Genomic DNA, 12,654 nt, shown 5'->3' with positions numbered 1-12,654 from the left:
AATAATTCAGACTGATGACAAACCCCAATTTGTTGTATTCAATAAACGGACGCCAGCGTGGCGTCCCTACACAACAAAATAAAATCTGTTATTTTTCAATTAGTTATAACTTTTCTTGTAGGGACGCCACGCTGGCGTCCGAATAAAAAAACTTTGTCAATAATCTGATATTAGTCGTACTTTTTTTGCTTTCGCAATAGGAAGAAAAATTTATATTCTTCGTACCTTTGTCAAAAAGACACAAAAAATACCACAAACAGAAATTGATATTGCAATTAACCGCTTACAGGAAATGATCGATGAAAGTACAACCAATCACTTATAAAACTGTTAAAAATAAATTATTGGCTGATGAAAAAGTCAAAGCACTATATGTTGAAGAAAAAATGGCAGAAGATGTGCAATCGTTGCTTTATATAATGCGTAGTAAAGCTGGTTTGAATATTTCTCAAGTCGCTGAGCGAATGGGTATTTCACAACCAGCTGTATCCAAATTAGAACGAAATGCCGATAAAGCCACGCTCTCCAGCTTAATACGATACGCCCAAGCCTGTGGAATGGAATTAAAGTTATCTGCACACTCTTAATATTATAAGGAAACACAATGGCACACACGCATAAACTTGCAACACAATTTGTCCACGTTGGACGTAAACAACGTTACACTCAAGGTTCAGTAAATAGTGTTATTCAACGAGCCTCTTCACTTATTTTTAATTCAGTAGCAGAGAAAAAAGAGGCGACTCGTCATCGCTATAAAGGTGCATTATTTTATGGTCGTCGTGGTACATTAACTCACTTTGCCCTACAAGATGCAATGTGTGAATTAGAAGGTGGAGCAGGTTGCTATCTTTACCCTTGCGGTGCAGCAGCAGTAAGCAATAGTATTCTAGCTTTTGTACAACAAGGCGATCATATTCTAATGACGGGGGCAGCCTACGAGCCAACCCAAGATTTTTGTAATATTATTTTAAAGAAAATGGGGATTGCTACGACTTATTATGATCCCCTTATTGGTGAAAAAATTTCCGAACTTATTCAACCCAATACCAAAGTTTTATTCTTAGAATCGCCAAGTTCGCTCACAATGGAAGTTCCCGATATTCCAACTTTAGTCAAAACAGCACGGGCTATTAACCCTGAAATTGTCATTATGATTGATAATACTTGGTCTGCTGGCGTACTCTTCCCTGCCCTTGAACACGGTATTGATATCTCAATTCAAGCAGGCACAAAATATCTAGTTGGACATTCAGATGTAATGATTGGAACGGCAGTTTCAAATGCTCGTTGCTGGGATCAACTTCGTGAAAATTCCTACTTGATGGGGCAAATGGTTGATGCAGACTCTGCCTATACCACTGCTCGTGGATTACGCACTCTTGGTATTCGCTTAAAACAGCATCAAGAAAGTAGTATTGCAATCGCAAGCTGGTTGGCACAACGTCCTGAAGTTAAAGCTGTCTATCACCCTGCGTTACCAAGCTGCCCAGGCCATCAATTTTTCCAACGGGATTTTGCAGGAGCAAGCGGGTTGTTTTCGTTTGAACTTTGCAAAAAATTATCTGATGAAGAACTCGCTCAATTTTTAGACCATTTTGAGTTATTCACAATGGCTTATTCGTGGGGTGGGTTTGAATCACTTATTTTAGCTAACCAACCGCAAGAGATTGCAAAAATCCGCCCAGCTATTGAGCGAAAACTAACAGGTACACTTATTCGTGTTCATATTGGTTTAGAAGATGTACAAGATCTTATTGCTGATTTGGAAAAAGGGTTTGAGAGAATTAAAAATATATAGGTAACTATTTATATTAGTATAGTGTATAAAAAAACCGTTGTTAGCCAACGGTTTTTTACTATAATTAGCATCAATTTTATTGTGCGATTATCACTTTTTTAACCATACAATTGTATTCTTTCAGCTCTTTTTCTGACATAAGATGATATTGGCACTTAGATTTTAAATACTCAATTTCCTTGTCACTCAACACTTTTTGATACCCTACACGTTTTTCTTCATCAGATAATGTTATTTCTCGTGTACTTTTATTTTCTTGTATTTTTTTAGACACCTTATTCTGTTTATCAACTGCATTCTGTTGTTGCTCAACCGCTCCCTTACTTTGTAAACTATTTGTTGTATCTTCTGCTACTTCTTTTCCACTCTCACTTGGCTGGATATTCCCTTTGCTATGAGTATTAAGTGAAATATTTTTACTATTTTCAGTATTAATAGGTTTATTTTCTACCACAGGATCTTCAGATTTTACTGTATTTTCTGATATTTTACTCTCTTTATCATTTGATTGTGCTACTTCTTTCTCATCTTTAGCAGAAGTAATTTCCGTTGTTTGATTTTTTTCTACAACATTTTCGATAGAGGTTGTTACTTTCTCGCTTGAATCCACTGCTTTTTCAGACTTTTCTGCTGGAGTAGTAGATGCCATTTCTTTTTTCGGCTCATCAAAACAGCCACTCAAAATAAAGCTAAGCGATAAAATAGATAATATTTTTTTCATTTTTTAATTTCCTTATTGGATAAAAATAAAAGTGGGGAAACAATCCCCACTCAGTATAGTCGTTATTATAATTTATAATTAACGCATTGTAACAAATTCTTCAGAACCTGTCGGGTGAATTGCAACGGTGTTATCAAAATCAGCTTTCGTTGCTCCCATTTTGATGGCAACCGCAAAACCTTGAATCATTTCATCAACACCAAAGCCAATACCGTGTAATCCTACAACTTTTTCTTCTTTGCCTGCACAAACTAATTTCATACGACAAGGTTGGCGATGTTGTGTAATTGCACTGTACATTGGCGTGAAAGACGATTTATATACCTTGATGTTCTCTGCACCATATTGCTCAATTGCTTGAGGTTCAGTTAAGCCAATAGTACCAATAGGAGGGTGACTAAATACGACTGTCGGTACAAGGTTATAATCTAAATGTTCGTTTGGTTTATTGTTAAATAAACGCTCAGACAAACGGCGACCAGCTGCTACTGCAACAGGTGTTAGCTCAATTCCACCTTCAATAATATCTCCGACTGCATAAATACCAGCAACGTTGGTATTTTGGAATTTATCCACAGGAATAAAACCACGCTCATTAGCAACAACACCTGCTGCGGCTAAATTGATTTTGTCTGTTGCAGGCTCACGTCCAATTGCCCAAACTAAACAATCGACTTCTTGGCTACGACCATCGGCTAATTTTAAAGTTAATGAGCCATCACTATTTTTCACGACTTCTTGTGGAATCGCTTGAGTATGTAGTGTAATACCATCTTGAGCCATTACTTCAAGTAAAGTTTCAACGATTAATGGGTCAAAATTACGCAATGGTGCGTGCTGACGTACAAATAAATGTGTTTCAACACCAAAACTATTAAATACCCCCGCAAGCTCCACAGCGATATAGCCCGCACCAACAACAGCAACACGCTTAGGTAATGTACTGAGCCCAAATACACCATCAGAGTCAATACCATATTCAGCACCAGCAATGGCAGGGCGAGCAGGACGTCCACCTGTGGCAATTAAAATATGATCTGCGGTGATTTGCTCTGTTTCACCATTTTCTAAACGAACTTCTACCGTATTTTTATTCACAAATTGAGCAAAACCACGAATCACATCAACCTGATTTTTACCCAATACATTGTTATAAGATTGGTGAATACGACCAATATAGGCTTGGCGATTTTCAACTAATTTTGCATAGCTAAATTGATTAACTTGCACATCAAAGCCGTAATCTGGTGCATAAGAATGGATAGCTTCTGCTACTTGAGCACCATACCACATTACTTTCTTCGGTACACAACCTACATTTACGCAAGTTCCGCCTAAATATTTTGCTTCAATAATTGCACATTTTTTACCATAGCTTGCAGCTCGGTTGATAGAAGCAATACCGCCGCTTCCTCCACCTATAGCTAAATAATCATAATGTTTTGTCATTGTTATTCCTTCTTTAATAAATTAAAAGCGGTAAGATTCTACCAATTTTTTGCAAAAAAACGAATGAATCTTACCGCCTCATTGAATCTCTGTATATCAATCTATATTTTTTAATTCTTCTTCTGAAAGTGTTTCTTGAATTGAACTGTTCTTTTCACCATCTTTAACTTTGAATTCTAAATTCTGGAAATATGCTTCTCTAAATGTCGTATATGGATCTTGTGATTGTTTTAATAGTGCATCTTGCCCTAATAATTCTGCTCGTTTATTCACTCCTTGAACGGTAAATTTTGCAATCGACCAAGGTGTTGCAAGCAAGGATAATACAGGGTAAGTCGTATCGACAATTCCGCCTAGATCTTGACGAGGGGTTGCTGGTCCGTAGGCTGGAAGCATTACATAAGTACCAGTAGGCACATCATAACTGCCCAAAGTATCCCCAAATGTACGGCGACCATTTTCCAATTTTAGATCATTAGTCATACTGGCAAAATCAATCAGTCCACCTAAACCGAAAATAGTATTAAACCAAAAGCGAGTAAAATGTACCATTGCTTTTTGCCCTTCACCTTCTAATAATCTATTTACAAAGCTAGCAGGCTCATCAAGATTGTTTGCCACATTAACCAACCCTGTTTTTACTGGACTTGGTACATAATCACGCCATCCTTTAGCAACAGGCTCGAGAACATAAGGATCTAAATATTCATAATTCACCTTCCACATTGCACGATTGAACCCTTCTAACGGATCTTTACGCTGCCCTGTTTCTGGATCTATGGATGATGAACACGCTGTCAATATCAAAACAGGGATCATATAAATTAGTTGTTTTAGTTTTATCATATTAAGCCTTATGTATTATTTAAAAAGGGATTTGTTTTCTTCTCATAACCAATGGTTGTATGAGAGCCGTGTCCAGAAATCACTATGAAATCATCATCTAAATCAAACATTTTATGACGAATTGTTTGAATTAGTTGCTCAAAATTACCACCATAAAGATCTGTGCGTCCAATACTATTTTTGAATAAAACATCGCCACTAAACGTTATTTTATTTTCAAAATCAAAAAAACCAATATGTCCAGGTGAGTGACCTGGCAAATGACGAACTTTAAAAGATAGCTTACCAATTTCAACTATATCATCTTCTTGTAGCCAATGGTCAGGTAGAAAAGCAGGAACTTCAGGAAAACCATAATCACGACAAATTTGCGGTAGTCTCTCAAATAAAATTCGATCTTGTTGCTGAGAACCAAAAACTTCAACATTAAAATGTTTTTTTAATGTTTCGACTGCCATAATATGATCGAGATGTCCGTGGGTAATTAAAAGTTTTTGAACTTTTAGATTTTGGCTCTCAATAAACTGAATAATTCTTTCAGCATCTCCGCCAGCATCAATAATGGCAGCATTTTTATCATCATCCCAAATAATTGAGCAATTTTGCTGAAACGCTGTAACAGGAATAATTTGTAAATTAAACATCTAAACAAACCGCTTATTAACCACGCCAAGTACGAACAGGTCCAGTATCAACGTGTACAAAATTACTGCCAGGATAATAGCCTACCCCACCGTTATGTAAACTTTCTGCTGCCGATTTTACTTTAGCTAAAGGCACTCCCGGGATATAAAAGTCCACCGCTTTACCTAAAATATGGTAGCTATTACTTGCAACACCACGAGAGCGACGTCTCATTTGAGCATTTGTTTGTGCAGAACGATAACCACTTATAATTAAAATTTCCGAATTACGTACCCCTAATTTTGCCTGAATACGGGTTAATTTTAAGAATAAATTAGGATCAATCGCCCTCACTTGGTTTGTACGACGATCTCGCATAATATGATTTAACTTTTTTAAATCATTACGAGAGAAACCTTTCGCACTATAAGATGTGACTAATTTTTCTCCCGTATTTACATTACGCAAACGTAATGAGAGAGGCTTGGGAGTGGATACAATTGCACTGACATAATTTGGCAAAAGAGCAGCTCCAAGCATAATACCACCGAGAGATAGCCATCTACGGCGTTGTAAATTTGTATTTTCCATTCTATTACCTTAATTATCTTTAATTAATGTTCATAAACTTTATGATAACTTTCAGAATAACTAAATTTCAGAAAGTTCCTCTACCAATGAACATTTTATTTAAAATTTACTGAATATCTGATCTAAATCAGATTTTTAACCTTATCCCAATTCAACGATATTTTTGGGAGTTTAACATCATACCTGTAAATATCAGGTAAAGTATGTATCTTTCCACCCTCAACCCAAGCAGTAACGTAGTATAAATAAACTGGGTTATCCGAACGAATTGGGGCCGAAGTTGTTCTCTTACTTGCCAATACATTTTTCTTACGCTCTTCTGTCCAACCAGCCTCTTTTAAAAGTAAAGTTGCTAACTCATCAGATTTAGCTACTCGTACACAGCCAGAACTCAATGCCCTATTACTCTTACCAAATAAGCTATGATTTGGTGTATCGTGAAGATAAATAGCATCAGAACTTGGCATATTAAATTTATATCGTCCTAATGCACTATCATCACCTGCTTTCTGGCGAATATGGTACGGAAAATTTTTCCTTGGATTGTCATAAGCAGCCCAGTCAATACTATAAGGATTAACTTTATTTCCCTTACTATCAATAATTTCATAGCCTCTACGTTCTACGTAACTAGGATCTTGACGCATTTTCGGTACTAAATCTTTATTTTTAATACTAGTTGGTACATTCCAAGGCGGATTTACCACAATATTACTAAGTTTACTATACATTACAGGAGTTCTCCGCTCATCTCTCCCCACAATGACTTTAGATTGTAAAACCGCCTTACCATCACGAAAATAATGTAGTTGATAACTTGGAATATTCACGAATAGCCCATTATCAAAACTAGGGATAAGGCGTAAGCGTTGAGCATTTAATGCTAATTTATAAAATGATGTAGCTTTAGCTCTTTGATTTGCTACTGATTTCTTATTTTTTTTCTTAGGTTCATCATTTTGAATCTGCTCGTCAGGAGACATCATAAACAGTCTCTGAACTGTTTCCTGATAGACGTGATTACGTGGAACCAAATCTGTCATATATTGACCAACAGTATCGTGTTTTACCGCTTGAACCCACGCAGAAATTTGCTCTTCTGATGGCTCTTTAGGTGTATAGCTGCCCAGTTTGTATAACCACTGGTTTGCGAATTTCACTACATTTTTAGTGTAGTACAAATAATCTAGAAAACTATCGGTGAGTAAAATATCTTGAGCTAGTCCCTCTGGCATTTCAAGAATTTGCTGTAACGCATCTGCTGCTTTTGCAGATACACCACTAGCAGCAAATACCGCATACTCTTTCAAAAAGATTTTTTGTGCATTTTTATCTGACCATAATGGCTCAAAGTCATTTGTTGCGTATATCTGTGCTACTGCTAAGGGAAGTTGTAATTGATTAGAACCTATTTCTTGCTGAATACGATTTTGAGCTTGTGCTAATTTCTCTGCTGCAATCCGTTTTTCTTCTTCTCGTTGAATAATATTTTCTGCTTGTTTTGCTAGCGCTTCAGCTCTTGCTTGCTGTGCAGCAAAGCTTAATTGTGGTAATACGCTATCTTGTGTAGCAACACTATCTGTTGAAACAGCTGTTACTGCCTGAGTACCTGATGCCGTTGCATCAACTACTGGGGCAGTAGATTCAGCAAATGCGGTAGTTGATAACATCAAAAAAGGCAAGTAGTTAAGTTTTTTCATTGAAATTAAAATCCGAATTTGTAAATTTTCTAATAAAAGAGACCGCTTGATAAAGTAAGCGGTCTGAAATAGTATCACATTATAAGCGATTTTTTTATTTTTTATCCATCTGTAACCAATCTACCATCATTTTTTCCGTTTCTTTTAGGAAGAAATCGGGGGCTTCATAATCTTTTGGTAACGCATCAAGATTTTTCAGCGGTTTCTTACCTTCACGTTTAAAACGAGCATTAAGATCATTTAATCGTTTAGTTTCATCAGCTTTATTCTCTTTCAAACGCTCTGCAAGATTTAACGATGTAAATTTACGTTCATCCTTCTGCTTACGGATTGCAATATCTTCATTCAATGTAATAAATTCAGGTTCTTTTGCAATACGCTCAGAATGTTTTCGAGTTAGCTCTGCCACATTTTTACGGGCATTCCCAACTTCTGTATAGTTAGCAGCTGGAATTTTATCCCAAGGCAGTGCATTATCTTCAAAACTCTCACCAATTTTCTCTGCATTGATAATTTCAGGGAAACGAATATCCGCTTCAACACCTTTTAGCTGAGTACTGCCGCCATTGATACGATAGAATTTTTGGATCGTATATTGAATAAAACCTAATGGGCTTTGATCTAAATCGTAAACAAAATTCAACGAACGGCTTTGTTGTACCGTTCCTTTTCCAAAGGTTTGTTGCCCAACAATAATTGCTCGATTATAGTCTTGCATCGCAGCAGCAAAAATTTCTGAGGCCGATGCACTATAACGGTTTATCATTACCATAATATCGCCATTATATTCGACATTACTATCTGGATCTTCGTGAACTCTGATACGATTGAAAGCATCACGCACTTGAACAACTGGGCCTTCTTTAATGAAAAGTCCTGTTAATTCAACAACTTCAGGTAGTGAACCACCACCGTTTTCACGTAAATCTATGATCAGACCATCTGCTTTTTTAGTTTTCATCTCTTTTAAGAGTTTACGGACGTCTGCGGTCAAACCAATGTAGAAAGTAGGAATTTTAATAACTGCAATATTTTTTCCTTCAACTTTATCGAAAGTCAATTTTGCAGCACTATCTTCTAAGCGAATTTTATCGCGAACAAGGGTGATAACTTTATTTTTCCCACCTTTTGCTGGCTCAATTTCAAGGAAAACTTTTGTGCCTTTTTTACCTTTAATTTTATCGACAACGTCGTCTAAACGCCAACCGACTACATCTTCAATTTTATCTTGTGATTGACCAACACCAACAATCTTATCACCAGCAGCCAATTTTTTACTGCGAGCTGCGGGGGCTCCTGGCACAAGTGATTTAATTTTTGTTACATCATCTTCCATCTCAAGTGTTGCACCAATCCCTTCTAAAGAAAGATTCATACTCTCTTGGAAACTTTTAGCTGCTCTGGGTGAAAGATAACTTGTATGAGGGTCAATTTCTCTCGCAAATGCATTTAAATAAGTCTGTAAAATATCATCTGCTTTATTTTGTGTTAAACGGCGAATTGCTAAGTTATAACGTTTAACTAACGTCTTTTTAATTTCCGCCCATTTTTTATCTTTCAAATATAAATTGATAATATCGTTTTTAACACGCTGTTCCCATAATTTATCTGCATCTTCTTTTGTTTTCGGGAAAGGAGCCTTTTCACGATCATTTTCAATTTGATCATCACCTTTTAGATCAGGTTCTTTATCCAATAACGACAAAGCATATTGATAACGCTCATAACGACGTTTCATTAGCAAATCATAGATTTCAAAAGCACTTGTTAGTTTACCTTCATACAATTCTTCATCTAATTTTTTGGCATATTTCGCACGCATTTCATCAATATCTGATTGTAAAAACGTATTATGTGATGCATCAAGCCAATCAATATAGCGGTTAAAAATTTTCTCGGCAAAAGCATCATCTAAGGTAAATTTGTGGTAATGAGATTGCGTTAAACGTGCAGTAACACGTTTTGTAGAAAGCGAATGCTGTTCTGTTGGGGTAGGAATAACTAATTCACTTACTTTAATTGTAGGCTCAACAGCAAAAGTGCTAATCGCAATCAAGCTACTACAAAAACCAACAAGATATTTAAACTTGTTATTTATCATAACTATCCTATCTGAATTCAATTTGTTTAGATTATTGGCAAAGTCTTTTTGCGTAGAGTAGGCTTCAGCTCACCATTTTGTAACTTATTGATTTTAAATATGGTGGGCTGAAGCCCACCCTACAAATTTTATGTTTTTTTGATGTTTGTCATCAGTCTGAACTATATTTAGTTTCTATTTTTACTAAATTTATTTTCTAATGCAGCCAAACTTTCAATAGACGCTTTCGTTGGCTCATTACGTTTTTTCATTTCAGCACGTTTTTGTGCATTTTCTTCTTTTGCTTTTTGCTTAAAGAATGCTTTACGCTTTTCTTTTTGTTCTTTAAGTTGTTGTGCTTTTCTCTCTGCGTAAGCTGCTTTTGCTTGTTCAAGTGATTTGGCTGCGTGTTCTGCTTGTGTCGCATCAACAACACCACATTCTTCACCATTTAACCCAACACGAATAGCACCTTCTTTACAAGAATGAAGATAACGCCAGTTTGCTGTATAATTACGCAACGCCTGACGTAATAAAGTTTTACTCACTTTACCTTCTTCAGCTAACGCATCTGCTAACTCTTGAAACAAACCAATTTTTAATGGTTTCGCTTCCCCTTCAGTTGAAAAACATAAAGGGAATTTTTCCGCTAAATAAGCAATTACTTCTTTAATCGTTAAAGTTGTTTTTTGATTTTGTTCTAAATCAAGTTGTTCAGTCATAAATTGTTCCATATAACAAAAGATAAAAATACTTTGGCTATTCTATTCCATTATCCATTTTAAAAATAGAGAAACTGCACGCAAGCGGGCAGATTTCTCATAAATTTTACAACTACCAAATAACCAGAAAATAAACTTTAAATACTAATTAGGTTGAGCATCTAAAAAACGCTCTGCATCTAACGCAGCCATACAGCCAGTTCCTGCTGATGTAATTGCTTGACGATAATGGTGATCCATTACATCGCCAGCAGCAAAAACGCCTGCAATACTGGTTGCCGTTGCATTACCATTTAAACCTGAATTGACTACAATATATCCGTTATTTAATTCAAGCTGATCTTTAAAGATCTCAGTATTTGGCGAGTGTCCGATGGCAATAAAGACACCATCTAAAGTTAAATGTTCCACTTTATTATCTTGAACCGTTGCAATTTTTACCCCTGTTACCCCCATTTCATCGCCAACGACTTCTTCTAATACACTGTTAAGATGTAAAACAATTTTGCCTTCTTCTACTTTCTTCATTAAACGCTCAATTAAGATTTTTTCACTACGGAATGTATCACGACGATGAATTAAATGAACTTGCGAGGCAACATTAGATAAATAAAGAGCTTCTTCCACTGCGGTATTCCCACCACCAATCACCGCAACAGGCTTATTACGATAGAAAAAACCATCACAAGTTGCACAAGCAGAAACACCACGTCCTTTATAAGCCTCTTCTGATGGTAAACCTAAATATTTAGCCGATGCACCAGTGGCAATAATTAACGCATCACAAGTAAAAGTGTTGAAATCCCCTGTTAATGTGAATGGGCGTTTTGATAAATCTACACTATGAATATGATCGAAAATAATTTCAGTATTAAACTTCTCTGCGTGTTTTTGCATCTTATTCATTAAATCAGTCCCTGTGATTTCTTCAAATTCACCCGGCCAATTTTCAATCTCAGATGTAGTAGTAAGCTGCCCACCTTGTTGCATACCTGTTACTAGAACAGGGTTTAAATTTGCACGAGCTGCATATACTGCAGCGGTGTAGCCCGCTGGTCCTGATCCTAAAATAAGTAATTTTGCGTGTTTTGTTGCCATTCTGTTCTCCATATAAGCGGTTAGATATTGCAAATTTTTTGTAATATCTAACCGCTTGTTGATCAATATAATAAGGAATAAAGTTGTCTGCGGTATTTTGCAACCATTGGATCAGCATTCCCCATTGCTGAAAGGATTGCTAAAAACTGGTTTTTAACTTCACCATTGCTAACATTAAGATCTTGCTTTAACCAATCAAAAAGTAAATCCAATGCTTCTTGATGTCTTTTTACTTGATGTAGTTGATTTGCTAGTTTTATTGCAATTTCTGGTGAGCGATTTTTACCATAGTCGGCTTGTAGCTGCTGAATTTCTGGCGAATCAGCGGCTTGCTCCAATAATGAAATCTGATCTTGTAACCCTTGCCAACGGCTATCACGATCCTGAATAGGAATTTGCGATAAAATCGCTTTGGCTGGTTCAATATCTTTCAAAGCAATATAAGTTTCTGCATACAGCAAACCAAAATCACTATTTTTCTTATCCGTTAATTCCCACGCATTTTTTAAGAGTGGTAAAGCAAGGTCGTACTGCTCTGCTTCTAAAAACTCAATTGCCTGAGCAAATTTTAAATCTTCTTCTTTAGGAAGAATATTCCCTAAACGAATACGCAATTCTTGCTCAGATACTGCCCCTTGAATAGCATCAACGGGCTGTCCATTTGCAAAAAAATAACTTGTTGGCACCGCTTGTACTCTAAATTGTGCTGCAACCATTGGCTGCTCATCACAATTTACAATCGCTAAAAGAAATTGTTTGGGAAATTCATCGGATAATCGGCGAAAGAGTGCTTCCATTTCTATTGAAGCTGGCTCTCTTGCTGAAATAAAATGAAAAACGACAGGGATTTCTGTCGCAGCATTGATCACTTCACTGAAGTTTGTTTCATCTACATTGATTAAATAATTCATAACAGCCTAGATATAAGTAATTATTTTTTTAACTACTTTTTATAAAATTCCCCTTTATGGAATTAAACAAAAGCCGAAAACAGTGTTTTCGGCTCAGACTGATGACAAACC

General features: G+C 36.3%; 13 protein-coding genes. 3 read left to right on the top strand and 10 right to left on the bottom strand.

Translation table 11 applies throughout. The annotated features are described in order from the left end of the window. The first annotated feature begins 169 nt into the window (after positions 1-169). From A1D25_RS11180 to metC, 3 genes are read left to right on the top strand one after another with little or no spacing between them, the layout of a single operon-like run. Positions 170-325 (top strand): type II toxin-antitoxin system RelE/ParE family toxin, encoded by a 156-nt coding sequence (locus A1D25_RS11180; protein ID WP_275895809.1) that lies wholly within the window; start codon positions 170-172, stop codon positions 323-325. Then, positions 300-587, top strand: a complete 288-nt coding sequence (locus A1D25_RS07795) for a helix-turn-helix domain-containing protein (protein ID WP_157395126.1) — start codon at positions 300-302, stop codon at positions 585-587. Before A1D25_RS11180 ends, A1D25_RS07795 begins: the two co-directional genes overlap by 26 nt. Before the next feature lie 17 nt (positions 588-604). Further along, complete coding sequence (gene metC, locus A1D25_RS07790) at positions 605-1,801, top strand: cystathionine beta-lyase (protein WP_157395125.1); 1,197 nt, start codon at positions 605-607, stop codon at positions 1,799-1,801. Positions 1,802-1,877: 76 nt separating this feature from the next. Here the strand turns inward: metC and A1D25_RS07785 are convergent, their stop codons facing one another. The 10 genes from A1D25_RS07785 to A1D25_RS07740 form a co-directional block, all read right to left on the bottom strand. Next, entirely contained in the window at positions 1,878-2,522 is a 645-nt protein-coding gene (locus tag A1D25_RS07785) for a hypothetical protein (RefSeq protein WP_157395124.1), read from the bottom strand. Positions 2,523-2,600: 78 nt separating this feature from the next. After that, positions 2,601-3,971, bottom strand: a complete 1,371-nt coding sequence (gene gorA / locus A1D25_RS07780) for a glutathione-disulfide reductase (protein ID WP_157395123.1) — start codon at positions 3,969-3,971, stop codon at positions 2,601-2,603. A gap of 96 nt (positions 3,972-4,067) precedes the next feature. Continuing rightward, the gene (locus A1D25_RS07775; protein ID WP_157395127.1) at positions 4,068-4,814 is read right to left on the bottom strand and encodes an MlaA family lipoprotein; all 747 of its coding nucleotides are present in this window, start codon (positions 4,812-4,814) and stop codon (positions 4,068-4,070) included. An 11-nt stretch (positions 4,815-4,825) separates the two neighbouring features. Continuing rightward, positions 4,826-5,461 (bottom strand): MBL fold metallo-hydrolase, encoded by a 636-nt coding sequence (locus tag A1D25_RS07770; RefSeq protein ID WP_157395122.1) that lies wholly within the window; start codon positions 5,459-5,461, stop codon positions 4,826-4,828. 16 nt (positions 5,462-5,477) lie between these two features. Next, positions 5,478-6,032 carry a peptidoglycan L,D-endopeptidase MepK gene (mepK, locus tag A1D25_RS07765; RefSeq protein WP_157395121.1) on the bottom strand — a complete coding sequence of 185 codons (555 nt, stop codon included), beginning with the start codon at positions 6,030-6,032 and terminating at the stop codon, positions 5,478-5,480. A 122-nt stretch (positions 6,033-6,154) separates the two neighbouring features. Beyond that, a complete protein-coding gene (locus A1D25_RS07760; protein ID WP_157395120.1) occupies positions 6,155-7,732 on the bottom strand; it encodes a L,D-transpeptidase family protein in 1,578 nt (525 codons plus the stop codon). A gap of 94 nt (positions 7,733-7,826) precedes the next feature. Then, positions 7,827-9,833, bottom strand: a complete 2,007-nt coding sequence (gene prc / locus A1D25_RS07755; protein WP_157395119.1) for a carboxy terminal-processing peptidase — start codon at positions 9,831-9,833, stop codon at positions 7,827-7,829. Positions 9,834-10,000: 167 nt separating this feature from the next. Continuing rightward, positions 10,001-10,534 (bottom strand): RNA chaperone ProQ, encoded by a 534-nt coding sequence (proQ, locus tag A1D25_RS07750; protein ID WP_157395118.1) that lies wholly within the window; start codon positions 10,532-10,534, stop codon positions 10,001-10,003. Positions 10,535-10,678: 144 nt separating this feature from the next. Next, positions 10,679-11,632 (bottom strand): thioredoxin-disulfide reductase, encoded by a 954-nt coding sequence (gene trxB, locus A1D25_RS07745; protein ID WP_157395117.1) that lies wholly within the window; start codon positions 11,630-11,632, stop codon positions 10,679-10,681. 62 nt (positions 11,633-11,694) lie between these two features. Beyond that, entirely contained in the window at positions 11,695-12,543 is an 849-nt protein-coding gene (locus A1D25_RS07740) for a co-chaperone YbbN (protein WP_157395116.1), read from the bottom strand. Positions 12,544-12,654: the final 111 nt, after the last annotated feature.

The organism is Ursidibacter arcticus (assembly GCF_009761375.1).
GTDB classification, from domain to species: domain Bacteria; phylum Pseudomonadota; class Gammaproteobacteria; order Enterobacterales; family Pasteurellaceae; genus Ursidibacter; species Ursidibacter arcticus.
The sequence above is the reverse complement of the archived record's forward strand: the minus strand, read 5'-3'. Positions and strand labels throughout refer to the sequence as shown.